The sequence below is a fragment of the Pseudomonas sp. PDM09 genome, from assembly GCF_014852305.1.
Taxonomy (GTDB): Bacteria; Pseudomonadota; Gammaproteobacteria; order Pseudomonadales; family Pseudomonadaceae; genus Aquipseudomonas.
Genome location: NZ_JACVBI010000001.1, coordinates 60,213 through 86,159 on the forward strand (window position 1 = coordinate 60,213; position 25,947 = coordinate 86,159).

Here is a 25,947-nt window from a genome sequence, read left to right on the forward strand (position 1 = left end):
CAATCTGGATTCAACGCAAATCCTGTGGGAGCCAGCCTGCTGGCGATTGGCCGCGCCGCGGTTTAGAGCGGAGCCAACTCGGCCTCGGCTTCGGCAGCCTTGGTCACCTTCAACTGGCGCATCTGCTCGCACCCCCACAACACCCGCTCCGGCGTCGCCGGTGCGTCGATTTTCGGTTGATGCCTGTAATCGCCCAAGCTGGCCACGGCGTCCTTGATCGCACACCACGCGGCAATGCCGAGCATGAACGGCGGCTCACCCACGGCCTTGGAATGGAACACCGTGTCTTCCGGGTTCTTGCGGTTCTCCACTAGCTTCACCCGCAGGTCCAATGGCATGTCTGCCACCGCCGGGATCTTGTAGCTGGCCGGGCCGTTGGTCATCAGTTTGCCTTTGTTGTTCCACACCAGTTCTTCCATGGTCAGCCAGCCCATGCCCTGGATGAAACCACCCTCGACCTGACCGATGTCGATCGCCGGGTTCAGCGAGTCGCCGACGTCATGCAGAATGTCGGTGCGTAGCATCTTGTACTCGCCGGTCAGGGTATCGACGATCACCTCGGCGCAGGCCGCACCGAAGGCGTAGTAGTAGAACGGCCGACCACGGGCCTGACTGCGGTCGTAGTAGATTTTCGGGGTCTTGTAGAAGCCGGTGCTCGACAGCGAGACCTGGGCGAAATACGCCTGCTGGATCAGCGATTCAAACGTCAGGATGTGATCGCGAACCCGCACGTGACCGTTGTGGAATTCCACGTCCTCTTCGCTGACCTTGTATTGCCGCGCGGCGAATTCCACCAGGCGTTTCTTGATGATTTCAGCCGCGTTTTGCGCCGCTTTACCATTGAGGTCGGCGCCGCTCGAAGCAGCGGTTGGCGAGGTGTTCGGGACCTTGTCAGTGTTGGTCGCGGTGATCTGTACGCGGTCCATTTCCACCTGGAACACTTCAGCCACGACTTGCGCAACCTTGGTGTTCAGACCCTGGCCCATCTCGGTGCCACCGTGGTTCAGGTGGATGCTGCCGTCGGTGTAGATGTGAATCAGTGCACCGGCCTGGTTGAGGAAACTGGCGGTGAAGGAAATACCGAACTTCACCGGGGTCAGCGCCAGGCCTTTTTTCAGGATCGGGCTGTTGGCGTTGTAGCGACGGATCGCTTCGCGACGCTCGGCGTACTGGCTGCTTTCTTCCAGTTCGGCGGTCATTTCCTCGAGCATGTTGTGCTCGACGGTCTGGTAGTAATGGGTGACGTTGCGCTCGGTCTTGCCGTAGTAGTTGGCCTTGCGCACGGCCAGCGGATCGAGGCCCAGATGCCGGGCAATCGCGTCCATCACTTCTTCGATGGCGACCATGCCTTGCGGGCCACCGAAACCACGGTAAGCGGTGTTCGACGCGGTGTTGGTTTTGCAGCGGTGACCGTTGATGGTCGCGTCGCCCAGGTAATAAGAGTTGTCGGCATGGAACATCGCGCGGTCGACAATTGACGCCGACAAATCCGGTGAGCAACCGCAGTTGCCGGCCAGTTCCAGTGCAATGCCGTGCAGGCGGCCAGTGCTGTCGAAGCCCACGTCGTACTCGACGTAGAACGGGTGACGCTTGCCGGTCATCAACATGTCTTCAACACGCGGCAGGCGCATTTTGGTCGGCTGGCCGGTCAGGTGCGCGATCACCGCGCACAGGCACGCCGGGCTTGCCGCCTGGGTTTCCTTGCCGCCGAAACCACCGCCCATGCGGCGCATATCAACGACGATTTTGTTCATCGACACGTCCAACACTTCCGCCACCAGTTTCTGCACTTCGGTGGGGTTCTGGGTCGAGCAATAAACGATCATGCCGCCGTCTTCGGTCGGCATCACCGAAGAGATCTGGGTTTCCAGATAGAAGTGTTCCTGGCCGCCGATGTGCAGCGTGCCTTGAATGCGATGTTCGGCAGTAGAAAGCGCGGTGGCCGAATCGCCGCGCTGATGTGTGTGGCTGTCGAGCACGAAATGGCGTTTGCGCAGGGCTTCGACCACGTCCAGAACGGGTTCGAGATCTTCGTATTCGATGATCGCGGCCATCGCTGCTTTGCGTGCGGTTTCCAGGTCTTTCGCCGCAACGGCCAGTACCGGTTGACCGACGAACTGCACGTCATCGATGGCCAGCAATGGGTCGCCCGGCAGCAGTGGGCCGATGTCTTTCAGGCCTGGCACATCTTCGTGGGTGATTGCGATGCGCACGCCTTCGAAGGTGTAGCAAGGCTTGGTGTCGATGCTGATGATTTTTGCGTGGGCGCGGTCTGACAGCCGTGCATAAACGTGCAGCTGATTGGGGAATTCCAGCCGATCGTCGATGTACTGCGCTTCGCCGGACACATGCTTGTCGGCGCTGTCGTGCTTGACGCTGCGGCCGACACCGGTGGTCAGGTCCTTGGCGAACAATTCAGCCAGTTCGGCTTGGGTCTTCTCTACAGCGTGATGATTAGACATAAGCGGTCACCCGAGTCTCGATGTGCGGTGTTTGCAGTTCGATGAAGTATTTACGCAGCAGGTTCTGCGCGCTGAGCAGACGGTATTCCTTGCTGGCGCGAAAGTCCGAGAGCGGCGTGAAGTCCTCGGCCAGTGCAGCGCATGCGCGTTCGAGGGTGGCGTTGTTGAACGGCGCACCAACCAGCGCGGCCTCGCAGTTTTTGGCGCGTTTTGGAATGGCCGCCATGCCGCCGAAAGCAACGCGGGCGTTGGCGATCACGCCGGTGTCGATGCGCAGGTTGAACGCTGCACAAACGGCGGAAATGTCATCGTCCAGACGCTTGGATACCTTGTAGGCGCGGAACAGTTGTTCAACGCTGGCCCGCGGCACGATGATCTTTTCGATGAACTCGCTTTCCTGACGCGCGGTCACCCGGTAATCGATGAAGTAATCTTCCAGGGCCATGGTGCGGCGAGTTTCGCCCTTGCACAGGACGATCTGCGCGCCGAGGGCAATCAGCAGCGGTGGTGAGTCGCCGATTGGCGAGGCGTTGCCGATGTTGCCGCCGAGGGTGCCCTGGTTGCGGATCTGCAAGGAAGCGAAGCGTTGCAGCAATTCGCCGAAGTCCGGGTACTCGGCCTTCAAGGCGTCATAGCAGTCGGAGAGGGCGGTGGCGGCGCCGATTTCCAGGCGATCGTCGAAGCGTTCGATGCGTTTCATTTCAGCGACGTTGCCGACGTAGATCATCACCGGCAAGGTGCGGTGGAACTGGGTGACTTCCAGCGCCAGATCCGTCCCGCCGGCCAGCAAGCGAGCTTGTGGATAAGCGTCATAGAGGTCGGCCAGATCGGCCACGGTCAGCGGCACCAGGCAGCGCTTGTCGCCACTATTGAGCTCGCCGATGTCGGTGGGGGCGATGGCTTTCAGGCGAGCGATAGTTTCCGCTTCGCGAGCATCGAATTGGTCGGGTTGTTTGCCACAGCATGATTGCTCGGCGGCGGCCAGGATCGGCCGATAACCGGTGCAGCGGCAGAGGTTGCCGGCCAACGCTTCGTGGGCTTTATGGGCGTCGGGCTGGTCGCTGTTCTTTTGCAGCGCGAACAACGACATCACGAATCCCGGGGTGCAGAAGCCGCACTGCGAACCGTGGCACTCAACCATGGCTTTTTGCACGCTGTGCAGCTCGCCCTGGTGCTTGAGGTCTTCGACGCTGATCAGTTGCTTGCCGTGCAAGGAGGAGACGAATGTCAGGCACGAGTTGAGGCTGCGATAGCGAATGTGTTCGCGGCCATCGTCGTCCCTCTGCAACTCGCCGACCACCACGGTGCAGGCGCCACAGTCGCCGCTGGCGCAGCCTTCTTTGGTGCCGGGTTTGCCCACATGGTCGCGCAGGTAATTGAGCACGGTCAGGTTCGGGTCCAGGGCGTGCTCGCTACGGAGTTCCTGGTTTAGTAAAAACTGGATCACGGAAGGCCTCGCAAACTCATTATTGTTGTTAACCGACATGAGCCGAATTTATCAGGTCTGACTTTTCGGTCAATGATTTTCTGACTTAAAGGTCAGGAAATGGCATTTTGTCGATCAACGACTCGTTCCTTCATTATTGACCCTCACGGGATAGCTTGCTGTTTGCGTGAATCGTGCCAAAAACCGCTGGGTGGGCACTCCGCCATGACCCATCAATTGCGCTACACTGCGCCGCTTGTGCAGATCGAAGAGTTTGAAGGACAACCATGACGTTCAAGGCGCCGGACAGCCTCGCCGAGCAAATCGCTCACCACCTCGCCGAACGTATCATTCGCGGCGAAATGAAGCCGGGGGAGCGCATCCAGGAACAGAAGGTCACGCTGGCGCTCAATGTCAGCCGCGGTTCAGTCCGTGAGGCCTTGCTGATCCTCGAGCGCCGCCACTTGATCGCGATTTTGCCGCGACGTGGCGCCCACGTGACCGAACTGACGGCGCACAAGGTACAAAGCCTGTGCACGCTGATGAGCGAGTTGTACATTCTGCTCGGCAACGCCGTGGCCAGCGGCTGGCAAGTCCAGGCCGACATGGCGCCGTTCGTGGAGATCCAGCAGCGCCTGACCGCCAGCTACGAACGCCAGGACATCCGCACGTTCGTCGACGACAGCTTCAGTGTGATGCGCGCCGCCTATCCGTTCGCCAACAACCCGTACTTGCAGGAAACCGTCGAGAATCTGCAGCCGGCCATGAGCCGCGCGTATTTCCTCGCGCTGGATCAGCGCAAGGCCTCGATGAGCGAATTCCTCGAGCTGTTCGAACGCTTGCTCGCTGCCGTGCTGGCTCGTGACTTTCCTCAGATCCGCGTGGTGCTGACGGCGTATGCCCAGCGCAGTTGCGATCTGGTGATTTCTGCCCTGACGGTCGCTTAAGCGTGCGGCTCAAGTGCATCAAACTGGCGGGGTTCAAATCCTTCGTCGACCCGACCACAGTGAACTTCCCCAGTAACATGGCGGCCGTGGTCGGGCCCAATGGTTGCGGCAAGTCGAACATCATCGACGCCGTGCGTTGGGTGATGGGCGAGAGCTCGGCCAAGAACTTGCGCGGCGAGTCGATGACCGACGTCATCTTCAACGGTTCGACCAGCCGTAAACCGGTGAGTCAGGCCAGCATCGAGCTGGTGTTCGATAACTCCGACGGCACCCTGCTCGGCGAATGGGCGGCCTATGCGGAAATTTCCATTCGCCGCAAAGTGACCCGCGACAGCCAGACCACCTACTACCTCAACGGCACCAAATGCCGCCGCCGCGATATCACCGATATCTTCCTCGGCACCGGTCTTGGCCCGCGCAGTTATTCGATCATCGAACAGGGCATGATCTCCAAGCTGATCGAGTCCAAGCCCGAAGACCTGCGCAATTTCATCGAAGAAGCCGCTGGTATTTCCAAGTACAAGGAACGTCGGCGCGAGACTGAAAACCGTATCCGCCGCACCCACGAAAACCTTGCCCGCCTGACCGACCTGCGCGAAGAGCTCGAGCGTCAGCTTGAACGCTTGCACCGCCAGGCCGAGGCCGCCAAGAAATATCAGGAATACAAAGGCGAAGAGCGCCAGCTCAAGGCCCAGCTGTCGGCTCTGCGCTGGCAGGCGTTGAACGAACAGGTCGGCCAGCGCGAGTCGATCATCGGCACCCAGGAAATCACCTTCGAAGCCCTGGTGGCTGAGCAACGCAATGCCGATGCGGCCATCGAACGCCTGCGTGACGGGCATCACGATCTGTCCGAACGCTTCAATCTGGTGCAAGGGCGTTTCTATTCGGTCGGTGGCGACATCGCCCGGGTCGAGCAGAGCATCCAGCACGGTCAACAACGTTTGCGGCAGTTGCAAGACGACCTGAGGGAAGCCGAGCGCGCGCGGCTGGAAACCGAGTCTCACCTGGGCCACGACCGCACCTTGCTGCTGACCTTGGGCGAAGAGCTGGACATGCTCACCCCGGAACAGGAAGTCACCAGCGCCGCCGCCGAAGAAGCTGCTGCCGCGCTCGAAGAGTCCGAAACCACCATGCATGGCTGGCAGGAACAGTGGGACGCGTTCAACCTCACCGCTGCCGAGCCGCGCCGTCAGGCTGAAGTTCAGCAGTCGCGGATCCAGCAGCTGGAAACCAGCCTGGAACGTTTGGCCGATCGTCAGAAGCGTCTTGGTGAAGAGCGTGCGTTGCTATCGGCGGACCCGGAAGACGCGGCGATCATGGAACTCAGCGAGCAATTGGCTGCGTCCGAGGCCACGCTCGAAGACTTGCAGGCCAGCGAAGAAGCTCAGGTCGAACGCCTTGAGCAACTGCGTCAGGAGTTGCAGCAAGCGCTTTCGGCGCAGCAGCAAGCCCAAGGTGATTTGCAGCGGCTCAACGGGCGATTGGCGTCGCTGGAAGCCTTGCAGCAAGCCGCGCTCGATCCCGGCACCGGCACCGCCGAATGGCTGCGCGAACAGCATCTGGCCGATCGTCCGCGTCTGGCCGAAGGCCTGAAGGTCGAGGCCGGTTGGGAACTGGCGGTGGAAACCGTGCTCGGCGCCGATCTGCAAGCGGTGCTGGTGGATGACTTCGGTGACTTCGATCTGGCCGGGTTTGCCCAAGGCGATTTGCGCCTGCTCAGCCCGGCCACCGATGGCGTGCGAGTGCCCGGCAGTTTGCTCGACAAGGTCGAGGCGCAGATTGATTTGTCGCCATGGCTGGGGCAGGTCAAACCGGTCGACAGCCTTGAGCAGGCCCTGGCCTTGCGCGGGCAATTGGCTGCCGGGCAAAGCCTGATCAGCCGCGACGGTTACTGGGTCGGCCGACACTTTTTGCGCGTACGTCGGGCCAGTGAAGCCGAAAGCGGCGTACTCGCCCGTGGCCAGGAAATCCAGCGCTTGGGCCTTGAACGCGAAGAGCGCGAAGCCACGGTCGAAACCCTGGAAACCCAACTTCAGAATCTCAGGGCGCAACAGCGTCAGCAGGAAAACGGCCGCGAACATCTGCGTCGATTGCTGCAAGACGAGGCCCGTCAGCAAGGCGAATTGAAAGCCCAGCTGTCCGCCGGCAAAGCCAAGGTCGAGCAGTTGACCCTGCGCCGCACCCGTCTCGATGAAGAACTTGCCGAGTTGAGCGAACAGCGCGCCCTGGAACACGAGAACATCGGCGAAGCGCGCCTGCAATTGCAGGAAGCCCTCGACAGCATGGCGCTGGACACCGAGCAGCGTGAGTTGCTGTTGGCCCAGCGCGACAGCCTGCGCGAACGCCTCGACCGGGTGCGTCAAGAAGCCCGACAGCACAAGGATCATGCGCATCAATTGGCGGTGCGCCTCGGTTCGCTGAAGGCGCAACACGACTCCACTCGTCAGGCCCTTGAACGGCTGGAGATGCAGTCCGAGCGCCTGACCGAGAAGCGTGAACAGCTCAGCCTCAATCTGGAAGAGGGCGAGGCGCCGCTGGAAGAGCTGCGGCTGAAACTCGAAGAGCTGCTCGACAAGCGCATGACGGTTGACGAAGAACTCAAGACCGCGCAAATGGCCATGGAAGATGCCGACCGCGAACTGCGCGATGCCGAGAAGCGCCGCACTCAGGCCGAGCAGCAATCGCAGTTGATTCGCAGCCAGCTCGAGCAGCAGCGCATGGAATGGCAAGCGCTGACGGTGCGGCGCAAGACTTTGCAGGATCAATTGCTCGAAGACGGCTACGATCTCAACGGCGTGCTCGCCACGCTGCTGGCCGGGGCCAACGAGAAAGACGCCGAAGAAGAACTCGAGCGCATTGCCGCGCGGATTCAGCGCCTCGGCGCGATCAACCTCGCAGCCATCGACGAATACCAGCAACAATCCGAGCGTAAGCGTTATCTGGATGCTCAGAACGACGATTTGGTGGAAGCGCTGGACACGCTCGAGAACGTCATTCGCAAGATCGACAAGGAAACCCGAAACCGCTTCAAAGATACCTTTGATCAGATCAATGGCGGTTTACAGGCCCTTTTCCCAAAAGTTTTCGGTGGAGGACGCGCGTATTTGGAACTGACGGGCGAAGATCTACTCGATACAGGGGTAACGATCATGGCGCAGCCGCCAGGAAAGAAGAACAGCACCATCCATTTGCTCTCCGGTGGCGAAAAAGCCCTGACCGCATTGGCTCTGGTATTTGCCATCTTCAAGTTGAATCCGGCGCCGTTCTGCATGCTCGATGAGGTTGACGCGCCATTGGATGACGCTAACGTTGGACGCTACGCACGGCTGGTCAAAGAAATGTCGCAGACGGTGCAGTTCATCTACATCACCCACAACAAGATCGCTATGGAAATGGCCGATCAATTAATGGGGGTGACGATGCACGAGCCCGGTTGCTCACGTCTGGTGGCAGTGGATGTGGAGGAGGCGATGGCCATGGTGGACGCCTGAGTCATTGCGTGTAGGGCAAGTATTTTTGAGCTGTAGGGCTTTTTACCTGCCTTGACTTGCTGGCCAATCGACATAATTCGCGCAAGCCACTGTGAGAGACGGTGTAAAGTTGCCTTTGGTCGTGCTAGTTTAATGTCAATTTTTCGTATACGTGGGCAAAACGCCTGTCAGAACATAGAGTTGGCGCCACGTTTTAAAGCGGTTTACACAATGTAAACCCCTTATTTTTCAGCATTTTTTATAGAGGCACGGGATTACATGGAAATCGGTCTGCGCGAGTGGCTGATCGTCATCGGCATTATTGTCATTGCCGGTATTCTTTTCGATGGCTGGCGTCGCATGCGCGGCGGCAAGGGAAAACTGAAATTCCGTCTTGACCGAAGTTTGTCCAATTTGCCGGATGAGGACACCAGCGCCGAGCTGTTGGGCCCGCCCCGCGTGCTGGATACCCATAAAGAACCGCAACTGGACGAGCATGATCTGCCGTCGGTGAGCATGCCTGCCCGTGAACCTCGCGAGTCGGGTTCCAAGCGCGGCAAGCGTGGCCATGGCGAGCCGTCGCAAGGCGACTTGAATCTCAATCTGGATCTGGACGGCGGCCCGAGCTTCAACAGCCGTGACGACGATTTCCCGGATGACACCAAGGCTGGCAGCTCGGCCGAGAAAGATCAGCCGCAAGCCGAAGAAGTGCTGGTGATCAGCGTGATCTGCCGCGACCCGGCTGGCTTCAAGGGCCCGGCACTGCTGCAGAACATTCTGGAAAGCGGTCTGCGTTTCGGCGAGATGGACATTTTCCACCGTCACGAAAGCATGGCCGGTAACGGCGAAGTCCTGTTCTCCATGGCCAACGCGGTCAAGCCGGGTGTCTTCGATCTGGATGATATCGATCATTTCAGCACCCCGGCGGTGAGCTTCTTCCTCGGTCTGCCAGGCCCGCGTCATCCCAAGCAAGCCTTCGACGTGATGGTGGCTGCGGCTCGCAAACTGTCCCAGGAGCTGAACGGCGAACTGAAAGACGACCAGCGCAGCGTGCTGACCGCCCAAACGATTGAGCACTACCGTCAGCGTATCGTCGAGTTCGAGCGTCGCGCTTTGACCCAGAAGCGTTAAAGTCAAAAGATCGCAGCCTCGTTTTACTCGACAGCTCCTACAGGGGTCGCGATTTTCTGTAGGAGCTGTCGAGTAAAACGAGGCTGCGATCTCTTGATCTTGAAGAGATGAGATAGAGCAGCCTCGGCTGCTCTTTTGCTTTATGAGAGAACACCCATGACCGCCGCCAAAAACCGCATTCTAGAGCTGCGCGCCGAGCTCGATCAGCACAACTATCGTTACCACGTGCTGGACGAACCGAGCATTCCGGACGCCGAATACGATCGCTTGTTCCACGAGCTCAAGGCCCTCGAAGCGGCCCATCCCGAATTGATCACCAGCGACTCGCCGACTCAGCGTGTCGGTAGCGCGGCGCTGTCGGCGTTCACTCAGGTGCGTCACGAAGTGCCAATGCTCAGCCTGGGCAATGCGTTCGAAGAAACCGACATGCGCGAATTCGATCGCCGGGTGACGGAAGGGCTGGACTTGCCGGTTGGCGATTTGTTCGGCGCTGGCGCGGCGGTGGAGTACAGCTGCGAACCCAAGCTCGATGGCCTGGCGGTCAGTCTGCTGTACCAGGACGGTGTGCTGGTGCGCGGCGCCACTCGCGGCGATGGCACCACCGGCGAAGACATCAGCGTCAACGTGCGCACCGTGCGCAATATTCCGCTCAAGCTGCATGGCACCGGTTGGCCGGCGACCCTGGAAGTGCGGGGTGAAGTGTTCATGTCCAAGGCCGGTTTCGAGCGGCTCAACGCCACGCAACTGGAAGTCGGCGGCAAGACCTTCGCCAACCCGCGTAACGCGGCGGCGGGCAGCTTGCGGCAGCTGGATTCGAAGATTACCGCCAACCGTCCGCTGGAGTTCTGCTGCTACGGCATTGGCCAGATTTCGGCGGATATTGCCGACACGCACATTGGCAATCTGCAGCAACTCAAAACCTGGGGCCTGCCGATCAGTCATGAGTTGAAACTGGCGCATGGCATCGAAGAATGCCTGGATTACTACCGCGACATCGGTGAGCGTCGCAATGCGCTGCAGTATGAAATCGACGGCGTGGTGTTCAAGGTCAACAGCATTGCGTCCCAGCGTGAACTGGGCTTTCGCGCCCGCGAACCGCGTTGGGCGATTGCCCACAAATTTCCGGCCATGGAAGAACTCACCGAGTTGCTCGACGTGGAATTCCAGGTCGGTCGCACCGGTGCCGTGACGCCGGTGGCGCGCTTGAAACCGGTCAGGGTCGCGGGTGTCACCGTGGCCAACGCGACCTTGCACAACATGGATGAAGTGGCGCGGCTGGGCCTGATGATCGGTGACACGGTGATCATCCGCCGCGCCGGTGACGTGATCCCGCAAGTGGTGCAAGTGGTCACCGAGCGCCGTCCGGAGAATGCCCGGCCGGTGCAGATTCCCGAGCAGTGCCCGGTTTGCGGGTCCCATGTCGAGCGCACGCAACTGGTCAAGCGCAGCAAGGGTCGCGAGACCATCAGCGAAGGCGCGGTGTATCGCTGCGTCGGCCGTCTGGCCTGCGGTGCACAGCTCAAGCAAGCGATCATTCACTTTGTCTCGCGCCGCGCCATGGACATTGAAGGGTTGGGCGAGAAGAGCGTCGAGCAATTGGTGGATGAAGGCCTGGTGAATTCGCCGGCTGACCTCTACGCCCTGACGTTCGAGCAGATCGTCGACCTGGAAGGCTTTGCCGAACTGTCGAGCAAGAACCTGCTCGGCGCCATCGAAGACAGCAAGCAGCCGAGTCTGGCGCGGTTCATCTACGCCTTGGGCATTCCCGATGTCGGCGAAGAGACGGCCAAGGTCCTCGCGCGCTCTCTCGGTTCGCTGGAGCGGGTGCAGCAGGCGTTGCCGCAAGTGCTCACGTACCTGCCGGATGTCGGGCTGGAAGTGGCTCACGAGATTCACAGCTTCTTTGAAGATGCGCACAACCGGCAGGTGATCGCGGATCTGCTCAAGCACGGCCTGCAGATTCAGGATCAGGGCGAGTTGGGTGCCGAATTTTCCGCCAGTACCACGCTGGGCGGCTTCCTCGACAAATTGCACATCCCTTCGGTCGGGCCGGGCGGGGCGCAGAAGCTTGCGGACAAGTTCGGCTCGCTCGAAGCGGTGATGAGCGCTGATTGGCTGGACATGCGTCAGGCGCTGCCGGAGAAACAGGCGACTTCGGTTCGCGAGTTCTTTGCAGGCACGGAAAATCGTCAGCTCGCCGAGGCTGCGCAAAAGCAGCTGCGCGATTTCGGCATGCATTGGCAGAGTGAAAAGAAAGTCGTCGAAGGGTTGCCGCTGGCTGGGCAGACCTGGGTGCTGACGGGTTCGCTGGAGCTGATGAGTCGCGATGTCGCCAAGGACAAACTTGAAAGCCTCGGTGCCAAGGTGGCCGGTTCCGTGTCGGCCAAGACCCATTGCGTGGTTGCCGGGCCGGGCGCGGGATCGAAGTTGGCCAAGGCCAATGAGCTGGGGTTGAAGGTGCTGGATGAAGAGGCGTTTGTCGAGTTTCTGAAGAAACACGGTATCGACATTTAAGTTCGCCAGGATCGCAGCCTTCGGCAGCTGTTGATCGTTCCCACGCTCTGCGTGGTAACGCATCCCGTGACGCTCTGCGTCACAACGGACGCGGAGCGTCCGGGGCGGCATTCCCACGCAGAGCGTGGGAACGATCACGGTACAAGAATGATCTAGTCTTGGCAGGCCCCAGGGAGAGATCGCCATGTACCGCTTTTTCGAACAGCTCAGTTCACGCATCGCCGCACCCTTCATGGGCGAGCGTTCGCGCAACAGCAAGGTCTGGCATTGCCGCTGTGGGCAGTCGCTGTTCTTTCGCAACAGTCAGTGCCTGGCCTGTTCGGCAGCGCTGGGCTATCAGCCGCAGCAGAGTCGCTTGTCGTCGTTGCAGCCCGGCCCGCAAGCGGATACCTGGTTGCTCGACGCCGATCCCGATGCGGGTGTGTTCCGTCGCTGCGCCAATCTCGATTCTCCAGCCGCATGCAACTGGCTACTGCCGGCCAATGATCATGATGCCTTGTGCATTGCCTGTAGCCTGAATCGCACCATCCCTGACCTGTCGATCCCCGAGAATCACGAGCGCTGGCGCAAAGTGGAAATCGCCAAGCGTCGTCTGGTAGCGCAGTTGATCAGCCTGGGCTTGTCAGTCATTCCGAAATCCATGGACGAAGACATCGGTCTGGCTTTCGATTTCATCGGTATCGACCTCGAAGGCAAGCCACCGACCACCGGGCACGCCAACGGTCTGATCACCCTCGATATCAAGGAAGCCGACGATGCCCATCGCGAGCAGGTCCGCGTGCAGATGCACGAACCTTATCGCACGCTGCTCGGTCACTTTCGTCACGAGACAGGGCATTACTACTGGGACCGCCTGGTCGCCAACAGTCATTGGCTGGAGGCGTTCCGCGGTCTGTTCGGTGACGAGCGAGCAAGCTATGCCGAGGCCCTTGAACAGCATTATCAGCAAGGCGCGCCGCTTGACTGGCAGCATTATTACGTCAGCGCCTACGCCACCATGCACCCCTGGGAAGACTGGGCGGAAACCTGGGCTCACTACCTGCACATGATGGATGCAGTAGACACCGCCCTGGGGTTTGGCATGAGTGCGCAGGAAATGGATTTCGATTACCAGCCGTTTCCGCCGAGCACGCTATTCGACCCACAGCATCCCGGTGGCACGGCGTTCCTGTCATTCGTCAACGCATGGATCGAACTGGCCGGCATGCTCAACGAATTGTCACGCAGCATGGGCCAGCCGGATTTCTATCCGTTCGTCCTGCCGCCGGCGGTGATTGCCAAGCTGCACTTCATTCATCTGGTGATCCAGCAAGAGGGCGGCAGGGCGGATGAGGTGTTGGCGCAATAGGATCAATAGATCGCAGCCTTCGGCAACTCCTACAGGTGTACGCCGATCCATGTAGGAGCTGCCGCAGGCTGCGATCTTTAAAGGTCAGCGCATGTCCTTGACCGGACTCATATTTTTTAATCTCCGCGAACGGTTGTAACTTCGTCTCAGATAGGTACAATGGCGCGGCTCGCCGTCAGGTGAGCGTCGTTATGGTGACCCCATCGGTCCCCCCGCAACGATTACCCGTGAACCTGGTCAGATCCGGAAGGAAGCAGCCACAGCGGGAACATTGTGTGCCGGGGTGTGGCTGGTGGGGTTGCCTCCATAACGCAGCACGAACCCTCTTTCGTGTTTTCTATCTAAAAATACTTTTTCCCCCTGCGATGGAGCTCATCCAGGGCGGTGTTTCGTCGTTTCCGAATTAAAGCGTGGGATACAAAAAAAGGAGGCCGATCTGTCGCATTCGACAGATCGGCCTCCTTTTTTCATTTACTGGCACTAGGCTTGGACAAGGCCTGGTCAACCGCTGCGATCAGCTTTCCCAGATCCTTCGGGGTGGCTTTGTGTATGACGCTGAACAGGTACGCCCGCTGTTCATCTTCGTCTTCCAGATCTGCGAAAAAGGCTTTCAGCTTCACGCCCAGCACGTCGGCAAGCAAAAACAATGCTTCCACGCTGGGGGTATAGGTGCCTGTTTCGAAGCGACTGATGGTTTTGGGGTCAAAACCGGTTTTTTCGCCGAGTTCAGCCTGAGTAAGCCCTGCGACCTTACGGTAGCGTCGGATGGCCGGACCCAAACTTGAAATTTGCATCGCTCAATTCCCATTTAGAATCAAGAACTTAACGATAGATTTTTGCATTAGGCAACTGCATGATCCATCACCTTGCTTTGCAAAATGTGATGCATTTCGTAGAATCGCCGCTTCGAAGGGTTTTGGGGTGATCTGCTATCTGAAGTTTAGGCGATATGAAAAAGCCAGCATTGCGTTCCCTGCCGGGTATGCACAAAGGCCGCTGACGGTCTGAAGCCTCGCGAAATATTACCAGAGTCGGTGTTGCTACTATGCCCTGGATCTTCGGCGGTCCGGGGTCATCAAATGCTGTTCATGGAGTGATAACGTGTCTCTGCGCAGTACGTCTCAAAACACCTCTACCGGGCATCCTGCGCTGGTCGAGCGGTACCACCGCTAGCGACAGTGAGCCTGACTCATGGATGAGAAATACCGCAGGGCCGTGGATGCAGCCGCCATTTTTTCCGAGACCGATCTGGACGGCCGGATTACCTATGTCAACGATCAGTTCTGCGCCGTGTCCGGCTACAGCCGCGAGGAACTGCTGGGGCAGAACCATCGCCTGCTGAACTCCGGCCTGCATTCCGCCGATTTCTTCGCCGCCATGTGGCGCACCATCGCCCTGGGCAATATCTGGAAGGGTGAGATCTGTAATCGCGCCAAGGATGGCAGCCTGTATTGGGTCGACAGCACCATGGTGCCGGTGCTCGATGACGCCACCGGGCGCGTTCACCGATACTTGTCGATTCGTTTCGACATCAGCGAAAAACGCCAACTCCTGCAATCCTTGCAATGGCGGGTCGGCCATGACGTGCTGACCGGGCTGCCCAATCGCGCGTTCCTGTCGGACTTGCTGGATCAGGCGCTGGAATTCTCCCGGCATGAAAACATTCCGTTGGCGGTGTGCATGCTTGACCTCGATGGGTTCAAGGCGGTCAACGACGGTTACGGTCACGCCAGTGGCGATATGTTGCTGGTGGAAGTGGCCAAGCGTTTACGCGACATTGTGCGCGGCGAAGACGTCGTGGCGCGACTGGCCGGTGACGAGTTCGTACTGGTGCTGCGTTATGTGCGTGATCTGCCGGAATTGTGCGCAGCGCTGAATCGCGTGTTGGGGGCGATTTCGGCGCCTTACACGCTGCACGGCAAAGGCATCAATGTGTTCGCCAGTATCGGCGTCACCCTGTTTCCCCACGACAACGAAGATGCCGAAACCCTGCTGCGTCATGCCGATCAAGCGATGTACGTGGCCAAGCAGAGCGGGCGAAACCGCTTTCATCTATTCGATGTCTCTCGGGATCAGGAGGTCAAGGCCACTCACCAGACCGTAGAACGGGTGCGTCAGGCGCTGGCCGCCGGTGAGTTACGCCTGCATTTCCAGCCCAAGGTGAACATGCGCCGTGGCGTGGTCGTCGGGTTCGAGGCGTTGTTGCGTTGGGAGCATCCGCAAAACGGCATGGTGCCACCTCGGGAATTTTTGCCGCTGGTGGAGGACACCGACCTGATCATCGATATCGGTGAATGGGTGATGGATCAGGTTCTGTCGCAATTGCACCGTTGGCAGCAAGCGGGGCAGGGCTGGCCGGTCAGTATCAATATAGCGGCGCGACATTTTCAGCGCGCCGATTTCGTCGAGCGGCTCAGGCAGGTACTCGCTCGACATGCCCAGGTCGCCCCGCAGATGCTCGATCTGGAAATCGTCGAGTCGGTGGCGATCGAGAATATCCAGCATGTCAGTGCCTGTTTGCAGGCCTGTCAGGCGTTGGGGGTGCAGTTTTCCCTGGGGGATTTCGGCACGGGTTACTCGTCCTTGAGTTACCTCAAGCGTTTACGCACCCAAACCATCAAAATCGATAAGTCGTTCGTGCGCGATATTCTGAATGATCGTGACGACCTGGCCCTGACCACTGCGGTGATTGGCCTGGCCCGCGCGTTCGGCCGGCAGGTGATTGCCGAGGGGCTGGAAAGCGTTGAGCACGGTGAATTGCTGTTGCGGCTGGGATGCGAAGTCGCTCAAGGCTATTTCATCGCGCGCCCCATGCCGCCCGGTGAGGTGCCGGCCTGGGTGGCGGGTTTTGTCGCCCCGTTGCAATGGCAGGCACTCGAGCAGACAGCCTGAGCCGTCGGCGCCCTGTAGCAGCTGGCGAAGCCTGCGTTCGGCGGCGCAGCCGTCGTAAAATCCTGAGTTCGCGTTTTAACTGAAAGACTGCAGGGCCTGTTCTCACGACTGCTGCGCAGCCGAACGCAGCCTTCGGCAGCTGCTACTGACCAGGATTGCCGGTATAGAGCCGGATGATGTCATTGATCTCCCCAGACGTTTTCATTTGCAGCAAGGCGTTCAGAATGCGCTGCACGGGCATCTTGGGGTCATTGCGCACATAGCAGCCGACGGTTTGTTCGTGCACCAGCGCTACGCTTTGTAGTTGCCGGTCGGGCAGCAAGCGCTGGTTGAACCAGTCCAGGGTCCATTGATTGCTCACGGCGTAGTGGTAGCGTCCGGCCAGCAGTTTTTCCAGTACCTGTTCCTGATTGCGCGCGTCTTCGCGGTTCAGGCGGTCGGAATCGAACAAGGGTTGCATAGTCGGGTAGTTATAGCCGCGCACGGTGCCGATCGACTGTCGCGACAGGGCCGCCAGGTTGACGGATGTGGGTGAGTCGCGCCGACCAATCAGCAAGTCACGCTGGACCAGCAGCGGAACGCTCCAGCTATAGTGCCCGGACAGGTTCGGCAACCAGGACGGTGAGACATGGCAGCGGATATCGACTTCGCCATGGTCCATGGCGTTTTGCACTCGTGCCCGAGGCAACACATGAAATTCTGCCGGCATGCCGACTTGTGTCGCCAGGCTGAGCATCATGTCGTACAAAATGCCCTGGGTCGGCCGGCCGCGCTCGAGTTGTACCATGGGCATGGCCCAGCTATCGGACACGACAAAGCGCAACGGCGCCTCGGCGGCTGCGACGCTCAGGCTGACCAACAGCAGTGCCCCCAAGGCAAAACGCATAAATGCTCCGGTACGGCTCAAACCTGAGCCAATAAAAGCCCCTTAAAGTGCAGCTTAGCCAGAATAGACGAGCACACCGGATGCAATTTTGGCCTTGCTCCGCTAGCATTAGCCGCTTCTGTTCCTTCGTTGCGACGGTTTTCGATGAGTTATCAGGTTCTTGCACGTAAATGGCGTCCGCGCTCGTTCGGCGAAATGGTCGGCCAGACCCATGTGCTCAAGGCTCTGATCAATGCCTTGGACAGCCAGCGGCTGCACCACGCGTACCTGTTTACCGGTACCCGCGGGGTCGGCAAGACCACCATCGCGCGGATCATCGCCAAATGCCTGAACTGTGAAACAGGTATCACTTCGACCCCCTGCGGCGAGTGCTCGGTGTGCCGCGAAATCGATGAAGGCCGCTTCGTCGACCTGATCGAGATCGACGCCGCGAGCCGGACCAAGGTCGAAGACACCCGCGAGCTGCTCGACAACGTGCAGTACGCGCCGAGCCGCGGGCGCTTCAAGGTTTACCTGATCGACGAAGTGCACATGCTCTCCAGCCATTCCTTCAATGCGCTGTTGAAAACCCTTGAAGAGCCGCCGCCCTACGTCAAGTTCATCCTGGCCACCACCGATCCGCAGAAACTTCCTGCAACGATTCTTTCGCGTTGCCTGCAGTTCTCCCTGAAGAACATGACCCCGGAGCGGGTGGTCGAGCATTTGACCCACGTGCTGAGCGTCGAGAACGTGCCGTTCGAAGACGACGCGCTGTGGCTGCTGGGCCGCGCCGCCGACGGTTCGATGCGCGATGCCATGAGCCTGACCGATCAGGCCATTGCTTTCGGTGAAGGCAAGGTCATGGCCGCCGACGTGCGGGCCATGCTCGGTACGCTCGATCACGGCCAGGTCTACGACGTTTTGCATGCGCTGATCGAAGGCGACGCCAAGGCCTTGCTCGAAGCCGTGCGTCATCTGGCCGAACAAGGCCCTGACTGGAACGGCGTGCTCTCGGAAATTCTCAATGTGCTTCACCGTGTCGCCATCGCCCAGGCCTTGCCTGAAGGCGTCGACAACGGCCATGGCGACCGTGATCGCGTATTGGCTTTGGCCCAGGCATTGCCGGCCGAAGATGTGCAGTTCTATTACCAGATGGGCCTGATCGGTCGGCGGGACTTGCCGCTGGCGCCGGACCCGCGCGGTGGCTTCGAGATGGTCCTGCTGCGAATGCTCGCGTTCCGGCCGGCAGACACTGCGGACGCGCCGAGGCAACCGCTAAAGCCAGTGGGGATCAGCCAGGCCACAGTTGATTCCGCAAACTCAGTGGCTGCCGCGCCAGTTGTTGCGCCGGTAGTCACTACGGCCGTTACACCGCCTCCGGTTGCGCCTGTGGTTGCACCACCCCCTGTCCCGGTAGCTGTGCCTGAGCCGGTCGCGCCCGTGATCGCGCCCGAGCCTGAGCCTGTTGTCGAACCCGTAGCGGTCGAAGAGGTCGTCGATCTGCCGTGGAACGACCCGGTAGAGCCCGAAGTTGTCCATCAGCCTGCCATCGAGCCGGTGCTGGAAACGGCTGGCGAACAACCCGAATTGCCACCGATGCCCATGCCGACGCCGGACAGTGTGGTGCCGGATGCGCCGGAATGGGCCGCTGCGCCGATCCCGGAACCGTCCGTGGCTGAAGTCGATGCCGCCACGCCAGGTCTGGATCAGGACGACGAGCCGCCGCTGGACGAGGACTACATCGAGCCGGACATGGACTCGGCCTACAGCTACCTCGATGAACTGGCCAGTGAGCACACTGCCGAACCTGCGCCGGAACCCGAGCCAGAACCGGCCGCGATGCCGGCCACCGGCCTTGCCCTGCAATGGCTGGAGATATTCCCGAAACTGCCGGTATCCGGCATGACCGCCAGCATCGCCGCCAACTGCACGCTGATCGCCGTCGATGGCGACCATTGGTTGTTGCACCTGGACCCGGCCCACAGCGCCTTGTTCAACGCGACACAACAACGTCGGCTCAACGATGCATTGAACCAGTTTCACGGGCGCACGCTGACCCTGAACATGGAGCTGATCAAGCCCGAGCAGGAAACCCCGGCTCAGGCCTCGTCCCGGCGTCGTGCCAATCGTCAGCGTGAGGCCGAGGAATCGATCCACGGCGATCCGTTCATCCAGCAAATGATGCAGCAGTTCGAGGCGGTGGTCCGTCACGATACTATTGAACCTGTCGAGGCCCTGGTCAGTCAGGGCTAATAACTGAAGGCGCTTGGCCACATTCGCCGGGCGCTGTTTTTATCCAAGTACTTTTGAGGTGATTCCCATGATGAAAGGTGGCATGGCCGGCCTGATGAAGCAGGCGCAGCAGATGCAGGAAAAAATGGCCAAGATGCAGGAAGAGCTGGCCAACGCCGAAGTCACCGGTAAAGCCGGCGGCGACATGGTCACCGTGGTGATGACCGGTCGTCACGACGTCAAGCGCGTAACCATCGACCCAAGCCTGGTCGAAGGTCTGAGCGAAGACGACAAGGAAATGCTGGAAGCGGTATTCGCCGCAGCCGTCAACGACGCCGTGCGCAAGATCGAAGCCAACAGCCAGGACAAAATGTCCGGCGTGACCGCTGGCATGCAATTGCCACCGGGTATGAAACTGCCATTCTGATTCGCCAACGCGCGTCGGATGGGTTACAAAAAAATGCCAGGCATCGCGCCTGGCATTTTTGTTTCTGGGCTCCCTTTGTAGGAGCGAGGCTTGCCCGCGAAGAAGATCGACTCGATCCATCGCAAGAAACATCGAAAACAGGTGAGTAATTGACGCTCATTCGAGGCGCGGGTATAAACCGCGTCTCGTTGTTATGTCGGATTTTTCCCCATGAGCTTCAGCCCTTTGATTCGCCAACTGATCGATGCCCTGCGAATTTTGCCGGGTGTGGGTCAGAAAACTGCCCAGCGCATGGCGTTGCAACTGCTTGAGCGTGATCGCAGCGGCGGTTTGCGACTGGCCCAGGCGCTGAGCCAGGCCATGGAAGGAGTGGGCCACTGCCGCTTGTGCCGCACGCTGACCGAAGACGATCTGTGCCCGCAATGCGCCGATCCACGCCGCGACGACACTTTGCTGTGTGTGGTGGAAGGTCCGATGGACGTTTATGCGGTGGAGCAGACCGGTTTCCGCGGTCGCTACTTCGTGCTCAAAGGCCATCTGTCACCCCTCGACGGATTAGGGCCGGATGCCATCGGCATTCCACAATTGATGGCGCGGATCGAAGAAGCGGGCACGTTTGCCGAAGTCATCCTCGCCACCAACCCGACGGTGGAAGGCGAGGCCACGGCGCATTACATCGCCCAGTTGCTGAGCAACAAAGGCCTGATCGCCTCGCGCATCGCCCATGGCGTACCGTTGGGTGGCGAGCTGGAACTGGTGGACGGCGGGACATTGGCGCATTCGTTTGCCGGGCGTAAGCCGATCTCACTGTAACGGTGCTGTCTGGACTGACGCCTTCGCGAGCAAGCCCGCTCCCACATTTGATTTGTGTACGCCGCAAATCCCCTGTGGGAGCGGGCTTGCTCGCGAATGGCTCGCCTCGGTTTCCTTGATTCACACAGCCCCCCTTGAAAACCAAGCAAGCGCTCGGTTAACTTCGCTGAACCTTCAGTGGAGCTCGCCGATGCCTGCCTTTCAGGAATATTTCGACCCCAGCCACCAATTGGTCCGCGACAGCGTCAGACGTTTCGTCGAGCGTGAGATTCTTTCGGACATCGACCAGTGGGAAGAAGCCGAAAGCTTCCCTCGTGAACTCTACCTGAAGGCCGGCGCGGCGGGGATTCTGGGTATTGGTTATCCCGAAGCCTTGGGCGGTAGCCATGAAGGGGACCTGTTTGCCAAGATCGCTGCCAGTGAAGAGTTGATGCGCTGTGGTTCCGGTGGTCTGGTCGCAGGGCTGGGCTCGCTGGACATTGGTCTGCCGCCGATCCTCAAGTGGGCCAGGCCCGAAGTCCGCGATCGCGTTGTGCCTCAGGTGCTGGCGGGCGAGAAGATCAGCGCCCTGGCTGTCACCGAGCCCAGCGGCGGCTCCGACGTCGCCAACCTGCAAACCCGCGCCGTGCGAGACGGCGACTTTTACCGGGTCAGCGGCAGCAAAACCTTCATTACCAGCGGCGTTCGCGCGGATTTCTACACCGTCGCGGTGCGCACCGGCGAGCCGGGTTTTGGCGGCATCAGTTTGCTGCTGATCGAGAAGGGCACGCCCGGTTTCACCGTCAGTCGTCAGTTGAAGAAAATGGGCTGGTGGGCGTCAGACACCGCCGAACTGTTTTTCGATGATTGCCGGGTGTCGGCAGGTCATCTGATCGGTGCCGAGAACATGGGCTTCGCCTGCATCATGGGCAACTTCCAGAGTGAGCGTCTGGCCCTGGCACTGATGGCCAACATGACCGCGCAGTTGGCGCTGGAGGAGAGCCTGAAATGGGCTCGTCAGCGTGAAGCCTTCGGCAAACCCATCGGCAAGTTCCAGGTGCTCAAGCACCGGCTCGCGGAAATGGCCACGGCGCTGGAGGTGTCACGGGAGTTCACCTACCGCCAGGCAGCGAAAATGGCCGCTGGGCAGAGCGTGATCAAGGAGATTTCCATGGCCAAGAATTTTGCTACCGACACGGCTGATCGCATTACCAACGACGCCGTGCAGATCCTCGGTGGCCTGGGTTATATGCGCGAGAGCCTGGTGGAACGGCTGTATCGCGATAATCGGATTTTGTCGATTGGTGGGGGAACGCGGGAAGTGATGAATGAGATCATCAGCAAGCAGATGGGGCTCTAATCTGCGGTGTGGCGACTGGCGTTTTCGCGAGCAAGCCCGCTCCCACATTGGGCCTCTGTCGTTCACAGAATTTGTGTACGCAAGAGATCCAATGTGGGAGCGGGCTTGCTCGCGAACGTGTCAGTGCAGACGCCGCCTTACTTATCGCTCAACGCAAACTGCGTCAGGCAAAACGTAGGAATCCCCATGTCTTCCAAACGCTGCGAACCACCCAGCTCCGGCAAATCAATGATCGCCGCCGCTTCATGCACCCGCGCGCCCATGCGCCGAATCAGGTTCGCCGCCGCGATCAGCGTGCCGCCGGTGGCGATCAGGTCATCGAACATCACTACCGAGTCACCCTCGCACAGGCTGTCGGCGTGGACTTCGAGAAAGGCTTCGCCGTACTCGGTCTGATAACCCTCGGCCAACACGTCGGCCGGCAGTTTGCCCTGCTTGCGGAATAGCACCAGCGGTTTGTTCAACTGATAGGCCAGGATTGAACCGATCAGGAAGCCACGGGCATCCATGGCGCCGATGTGGGTGAAGTCGGCTTCGACGTAACGATGGGCGAAGCTGTCCATCACCAGGCGCAGGGCCGTGGGTGACTGGAACAACGGAGTGATATCGCGAAAGATCACGCCCGGCTTGGGGAAGTCGATCACGGGACGGATCAGGGATTTGATGTCGAAGGAGTCGAAGACCATCGTCGAAGTGTCCTGGCGGGCTGCAAACGTCGCAGTATAACGGCGGCTGAACCGTTTCGCTCAGCCGCCATTGCCAGGATCAGCCGTCGAGCGAGCCGCCGGCCAAGGCGCAGAGCTGGATCGGGTCGAGGATATGTATTTCCTTGCCCTCGGCGGCGATGAGTTCGTTTTGCTGGAAGCGGGTGAACACCCGCGACACGGTTTCCACCGCCAGGCCCAGGTAATTGCCGATTTCGTTGCGCGACATGCTCAGCCGGAACTGGTTGGCCGAGAAGCCCCGAGCGCGGAAACGGGCCGACAGGTTGACCAGGAACGTGGCGATGCGCTCGTCGGCAGTTTTCTTCGACAGCAGCAACATCATTTGCTGATCATCACGAATCTCGCGGCTCATCACCCGCATCAACTGACGGCGCAGTTGCGGCAGTTGCAGAGCCAGTTCATCGAGGCGTTCGAAAGGGATTTCGCACACCGAAGTGGTTTCCAGGGCTTGCGCCGAGACGGGGTGCTTTTCAGTGTCCATGCCCGACAGGCCGACCAGTTCACTCGGCAAATGGAAGCCAGTGAGCTGTTCTTCGCCGCCATCGCTCAGGCTGAAGGTCTTGAGGGCGCCGGAGCGTACTGCATAAACGGAATCGAACGTGTCGCCCTGACGAAACAGGAATTCGCCTTTTTTCAGCGGGCGACCTCGTTTGACGATTTCGTCCAGCGCATCCATGTCTTCCAGATTCAAAGAAAGTGGCAGGCAGAGAGGTGCCAGGCTGCAATCCTTGCAATGGGCCTGGCTATGAGCGCGCAGCTTTACTGGCTCGGACATTTCTTTAATCCTTGTGGGAAAACACACATAAGCCGTAAGGGTAACTCACGGGAGGACATTCGGGCCAGCCTGCGACAATTTAACCGCAAGGCCTTAGATCACTCGTGAAAAGCGTTGACGATTGGTGTGTTCCAGATACGCATCGAAAACCATGCACACCGAACGCACCAGCAGCCGGCCTGCGGGCTGTACGGTGATCCGCTCGTTGTCCAACTCGATCAGCCCATCTTCGGCCATATCCAATAGCTGTGGCCAAAGCTCGGCGAAATAACCACGAAAATCGATATTGAAGACTCGCTCGATTTCCAGGAATTCCAGGCTGAAATGGCAAATCAACTGCTGAATCACGGCTCTGCGCAAGCGATCGTCAGCGGTGCATATCAGGCCACGGCTGGTGGCCAGTTGAGCGGACGCCAATGCGTTCTGGTACTGGTTCAGGTCGCTGCTGTTCTGGCAGTACAAATCGCCGATCTGGCTGATTGCCGATACCCCCAGGCCGATCAAATCGCAATGACCATGCGTGGTGTAGCCCTGGAAGTTACGTTGCAGCGTCGATTCTTCCTGAGCAATCGCCAAGTCATCGTCAGGCAGGGCGAAATGGTCCATGCCGATGTAGCGGTAACCGGCAGCCGTCAGTTGTTCGATGGTGCGCTGGAGCATTTCCAGCTTCTGTGCCGGTGCCGGTAGATCGTTGCCATTGATCCGCCGTTGCGGCATGAAGCGTTCCGGCAGATGGGCGTAGTTGAACACCGAGAGCCGGTCCGGTTGCAGGCTGATGACTTCGTCGACGGTGCGGGCGAAGTTCTCGGGCGTCTGCTTGGGCAGGCCGTAGATCAGATCGATGTTGATCGAGCGAAATTGCAGGGTCCGGGCAGCGTCGATCACCCCACGGGTTTCTTCCAGGCTTTGCAGGCGATTGACCGCCCGTTGTACTGCCGGATCGAGGTCTTGAACGCCAATGCTGACCCGGTTGAAACCCAGTTCCCGGAGCAGGCCCATGGTCGACCAATCAGCCTCGCGAGGGTCGATTTCGATGCCATAGTCGCCGGAATCGTCGTCCAGCAGATTGAAATGCTTGCGCAGCTGAGCCATCAACTGGCGCAGTTCGTCGTGGCTGAGAAAGGTCGGTGTGCCGCCGCCGAAATGCAGTTGCTCGACTTTTTGCGTCGGGTCGAGGTGGCAGGCAATCAGCTGGATTTCCTGTTCCAGGCGCTGCAAATAGGGCAGGGCGCGTCCACGGTCCTTGGTGATGACTTTGTTGCAGGCGCAGTAGTAGCAAATATTCGCGCAGAACGGCACGTGCACATACAGCGATAGCGGCCGCAGGGCTTTACGGCTGTCGCGTAGGGCATGAAACAGGTCGAAGGTGCCGACCTGGCTGTCGAATTGCACGGCGGTCGGGTACGAGGTATAGCGCGGTCCCGCCAGGTCATAACGGCGGATCAGATCTGTGTCCCAACGAATGGCGTCGAGCATGCGGGCATTCCCCCGGATAGGCTGGCAATGTCGGCGAGTCTAGGGAGAAGTGCGCAAAGGCATCTTGATTTGCATCAAGGGTCGGGATTTGTGTTGTCAGTGAGGGCCTCTTCGCGGGCAAGCCTCGCTCCTACAAGGGATCGCGGACTCCTGTAGGAGCGAGGCTTGCCCGCGAAGGGCGCACCGCCGAGCTAATGCCCCATCAGCCAATGCTGATGCGGCCCCGGCAAGGTCCAGATGCCGAACACCATCACCAACAAGCCACCGGTCATGCGGATGCTGCGTTTGCGCAATAGCGCCGTGACGCGCTCGGCGGCAAGCCCTGTGGCGAGCAGCACCGGCCAGGTGCCCAGCCCGAATGCCAGCATCAGCAATGCACTGTCCAGCGCATTGCCCTGGCTCGCCGACCACAGCAATGTGCTGTAAACCAGCCCGCACGGCAGCCAGCCCCATAGCGCGCCCAGCAGCAGGGCGCGGGGCAGGTTCGACACGGGTAATAATGTGTTGGCCACCGGCTGGATATGCCGCCACAGGCCACGGCCGAGGCTTTCGATGCGGGTCAGGCCACTCCACCAGCCGGCCAGGTACAGGCCCATGGCGATCAGCAGAAGTCCGGCGAGAATGCGCATGAACATCGCCGCCGGGCTATTGGCCACGGCCCAACCGGCCAGGCCGATCAGCAGGCCGGCCGCGGCGTAGCTGAGAATGCGCCCCAGGTTGTAGGCCAGCAATAGTCGAAAGCGTCGGCTGCGTTGTTCTTTGGGGATCGCCAGGGTCAACGCGCCCATCAAGCCGCCGCACATGCCCAGGCAATGCCCGCCGCCGAGCAAGCCGAGGATCAGCGCAGACACCAGCAGTGGCGCCAACTCAAGCATGGGGCGGCGCCTTGTCGTCCGGTTTGGCCGGATGGCCGCCGGCCTCGTCGACCGCTGCCTTGTGGTTCGGGTCCTGATCGTCGAACAGGATGCTGTGGGCCGGGCCGTCGAGATCGTCGTACTGACCGCTGTCGACTGCCCAGAAGAAGATGTAGATAGCGATGGCCACGATCAGCAGCGCGGCCGGGATCATCACGTAGAGAGCTGGCATCTGGACTCCATGCCCGCGC

General features: G+C 59.9%; 19 protein-coding genes and 1 other RNA gene. 11 read left to right on the top strand and 9 right to left on the bottom strand.

The window, feature by feature from the left end:
- Positions 1–62: 62 nt before the first annotated feature.
- Positions 63–2,462, bottom strand: a complete 2,400-nt coding sequence (gene xdhB, locus IB250_RS00240; RefSeq protein ID WP_192342524.1) for a xanthine dehydrogenase molybdopterin binding subunit — start codon at positions 2,460–2,462, stop codon at positions 63–65.
- A complete protein-coding gene (gene xdhA / locus IB250_RS00245; protein ID WP_192342525.1) occupies positions 2,455–3,909 on the bottom strand; it encodes a xanthine dehydrogenase small subunit in 1,455 nt (484 codons plus the stop codon). The genes xdhB and xdhA overlap by 8 nt, the downstream gene beginning before the upstream one ends.
- A gap of 266 nt (positions 3,910–4,175) precedes the next feature.
- Here xdhA and IB250_RS00250 point away from each other — a divergent pair, with 266 nt between their 5' ends.
- The 6 genes from IB250_RS00250 (at position 4,176) to ffs (ending at position 13,596) form a co-directional block, all read left to right on the top strand.
- A complete protein-coding gene (locus tag IB250_RS00250) occupies positions 4,176–4,835 on the top strand; it encodes a GntR family transcriptional regulator (RefSeq protein ID WP_192342526.1) in 660 nt (219 codons plus the stop codon).
- A gap of 2 nt (positions 4,836–4,837) precedes the next feature.
- On the top strand, positions 4,838–8,326 hold the full coding sequence (smc, locus tag IB250_RS00255; protein WP_192342527.1) for a chromosome segregation protein SMC: 3,489 nt from the start codon (positions 4,838–4,840) through the stop codon (positions 8,324–8,326).
- Between the two features lie 258 nt (positions 8,327–8,584).
- Complete coding sequence (gene zipA / locus IB250_RS00260; protein ID WP_192342528.1) at positions 8,585–9,436, top strand: cell division protein ZipA; 852 nt, start codon at positions 8,585–8,587, stop codon at positions 9,434–9,436.
- Between the two features lie 156 nt (positions 9,437–9,592).
- Positions 9,593–11,950 carry an NAD-dependent DNA ligase LigA gene (ligA, locus tag IB250_RS00265; RefSeq protein ID WP_192342529.1) on the top strand — a complete coding sequence of 786 codons (2,358 nt, stop codon included), beginning with the start codon at positions 9,593–9,595 and terminating at the stop codon, positions 11,948–11,950.
- A gap of 184 nt (positions 11,951–12,134) precedes the next feature.
- The gene (locus tag IB250_RS00270) at positions 12,135–13,298 is read left to right on the top strand and encodes a putative zinc-binding metallopeptidase (protein ID WP_192342530.1); all 1,164 of its coding nucleotides are present in this window, start codon (positions 12,135–12,137) and stop codon (positions 13,296–13,298) included.
- A 201-nt stretch (positions 13,299–13,499) separates the two neighbouring features.
- Positions 13,500–13,596, top strand: an RNA gene (gene ffs, locus IB250_RS00275) — signal recognition particle sRNA small type.
- Positions 13,597–13,765: 169 nt separating this feature from the next.
- Here the strand turns inward: ffs and IB250_RS00280 are convergent.
- Positions 13,766–14,092, bottom strand: coding sequence for a helix-turn-helix domain-containing protein (locus IB250_RS00280; protein ID WP_007905395.1), 327 nt, complete (start codon positions 14,090–14,092; stop codon positions 13,766–13,768).
- A gap of 397 nt (positions 14,093–14,489) precedes the next feature.
- Between IB250_RS00280 and IB250_RS00285 the strand changes: the two genes are divergently transcribed.
- Positions 14,490–16,190 (top strand): putative bifunctional diguanylate cyclase/phosphodiesterase, encoded by a 1,701-nt coding sequence (locus IB250_RS00285; protein WP_192342531.1) that lies wholly within the window; start codon positions 14,490–14,492, stop codon positions 16,188–16,190.
- Positions 16,191–16,332: 142 nt separating this feature from the next.
- Here IB250_RS00285 and IB250_RS00290 read toward each other — a convergent pair whose 3' ends face one another.
- On the bottom strand, positions 16,333–17,076 hold the full coding sequence (locus IB250_RS00290) for a substrate-binding periplasmic protein (protein ID WP_192342532.1): 744 nt from the start codon (positions 17,074–17,076) through the stop codon (positions 16,333–16,335).
- A gap of 144 nt (positions 17,077–17,220) precedes the next feature.
- Here IB250_RS00290 and dnaX point away from each other — a divergent pair, with 144 nt between their 5' ends.
- From dnaX to IB250_RS00310, 4 genes are all read left to right on the top strand, one after another.
- Positions 17,221–19,308, top strand: coding sequence for a DNA polymerase III subunit gamma/tau (dnaX, locus tag IB250_RS00295; protein ID WP_192342533.1), 2,088 nt, complete (start codon positions 17,221–17,223; stop codon positions 19,306–19,308).
- 67 nt (positions 19,309–19,375) lie between these two features.
- Positions 19,376–19,714, top strand: coding sequence for a YbaB/EbfC family nucleoid-associated protein (locus IB250_RS00300; RefSeq protein ID WP_007905413.1), 339 nt, complete (start codon positions 19,376–19,378; stop codon positions 19,712–19,714).
- Positions 19,715–19,924: 210 nt separating this feature from the next.
- Complete coding sequence (recR, locus tag IB250_RS00305) at positions 19,925–20,527, top strand: recombination mediator RecR (protein WP_123496446.1); 603 nt, start codon at positions 19,925–19,927, stop codon at positions 20,525–20,527.
- Between the two features lie 190 nt (positions 20,528–20,717).
- A complete protein-coding gene (locus IB250_RS00310; RefSeq protein WP_192342534.1) occupies positions 20,718–21,866 on the top strand; it encodes an acyl-CoA dehydrogenase family protein in 1,149 nt (382 codons plus the stop codon).
- Between the two features lie 137 nt (positions 21,867–22,003).
- On the opposite strand, the gene IB250_RS00315 is transcribed toward IB250_RS00310, so the two are convergent.
- The 5 genes from IB250_RS00315 to ccoS form a co-directional block, all read right to left on the bottom strand.
- Positions 22,004–22,552: an adenine phosphoribosyltransferase gene (locus IB250_RS00315; RefSeq protein ID WP_008075170.1), complete on the bottom strand. Its 549-nt coding sequence runs from the start codon at positions 22,550–22,552 to the stop codon at positions 22,004–22,006.
- Between the two features lie 79 nt (positions 22,553–22,631).
- Positions 22,632–23,366, bottom strand: coding sequence for a fumarate/nitrate reduction transcriptional regulator Fnr (gene fnr / locus IB250_RS00320; protein WP_008075169.1), 735 nt, complete (start codon positions 23,364–23,366; stop codon positions 22,632–22,634).
- A gap of 93 nt (positions 23,367–23,459) precedes the next feature.
- A complete protein-coding gene (gene hemN / locus IB250_RS00325; RefSeq protein ID WP_192342535.1) occupies positions 23,460–24,842 on the bottom strand; it encodes an oxygen-independent coproporphyrinogen III oxidase in 1,383 nt (460 codons plus the stop codon).
- A gap of 191 nt (positions 24,843–25,033) precedes the next feature.
- Entirely contained in the window at positions 25,034–25,717 is a 684-nt protein-coding gene (locus tag IB250_RS00330; RefSeq protein ID WP_192342536.1) for a sulfite exporter TauE/SafE family protein, read from the bottom strand.
- On the bottom strand, positions 25,710–25,928 hold the full coding sequence (gene ccoS / locus IB250_RS00335; RefSeq protein ID WP_008075166.1) for a cbb3-type cytochrome oxidase assembly protein CcoS: 219 nt from the start codon (positions 25,926–25,928) through the stop codon (positions 25,710–25,712). Before ccoS ends, IB250_RS00330 begins: the two co-directional genes overlap by 8 nt.
- Positions 25,929–25,947 lie beyond the last annotated feature (19 nt).

Bases quoted from the DNA above. Each gene is read 5' to 3' on its own strand.
- IB250_RS00250 (WP_192342526.1), top strand. From the start codon at position 4,176: ATGACGTTCAAGGCGCCGGACAGCCTCGCCGAGCAAATCGCTCACCAC.
- IB250_RS00315 (WP_008075170.1), bottom strand. From the start codon at position 22,552: ATGGTCTTCGACTCCTTCGACATCAAATCCCTGATCCGTCCCGTGATC.
- IB250_RS00285 (WP_192342531.1), top strand. From the start codon at position 14,490: ATGGATGAGAAATACCGCAGGGCCGTGGATGCAGCCGCCATTTTTTCC.
- recR (WP_123496446.1), top strand. From the start codon at position 19,925: ATGAGCTTCAGCCCTTTGATTCGCCAACTGATCGATGCCCTGCGAATT.
- IB250_RS00300 (WP_007905413.1), top strand. From the start codon at position 19,376: ATGATGAAAGGTGGCATGGCCGGCCTGATGAAGCAGGCGCAGCAGATG.
- zipA (WP_192342528.1), top strand. From the start codon at position 8,585: ATGGAAATCGGTCTGCGCGAGTGGCTGATCGTCATCGGCATTATTGTC.
- xdhB (WP_192342524.1), bottom strand. From the start codon at position 2,462: ATGTCTAATCATCACGCTGTAGAGAAGACCCAAGCCGAACTGGCTGAA.
- hemN (WP_192342535.1), bottom strand. From the start codon at position 24,842: ATGCTCGACGCCATTCGTTGGGACACAGATCTGATCCGCCGTTATGAC.
- IB250_RS00330 (WP_192342536.1), bottom strand. From the start codon at position 25,717: ATGCTTGAGTTGGCGCCACTGCTGGTGTCTGCGCTGATCCTCGGCTTG.
- IB250_RS00310 (WP_192342534.1), top strand. From the start codon at position 20,718: ATGCCTGCCTTTCAGGAATATTTCGACCCCAGCCACCAATTGGTCCGC.
- ligA (WP_192342529.1), top strand. From the start codon at position 9,593: ATGACCGCCGCCAAAAACCGCATTCTAGAGCTGCGCGCCGAGCTCGAT.
- fnr (WP_008075169.1), bottom strand. From the start codon at position 23,366: ATGTCCGAGCCAGTAAAGCTGCGCGCTCATAGCCAGGCCCATTGCAAG.
- IB250_RS00280 (WP_007905395.1), bottom strand. From the start codon at position 14,092: ATGCAAATTTCAAGTTTGGGTCCGGCCATCCGACGCTACCGTAAGGTC.
- ccoS (WP_008075166.1), bottom strand. From the start codon at position 25,928: ATGCCAGCTCTCTACGTGATGATCCCGGCCGCGCTGCTGATCGTGGCC.
- dnaX (WP_192342533.1), top strand. From the start codon at position 17,221: ATGAGTTATCAGGTTCTTGCACGTAAATGGCGTCCGCGCTCGTTCGGC.
- IB250_RS00290 (WP_192342532.1), bottom strand. From the start codon at position 17,076: ATGCGTTTTGCCTTGGGGGCACTGCTGTTGGTCAGCCTGAGCGTCGCA.
- IB250_RS00270 (WP_192342530.1), top strand. From the start codon at position 12,135: ATGTACCGCTTTTTCGAACAGCTCAGTTCACGCATCGCCGCACCCTTC.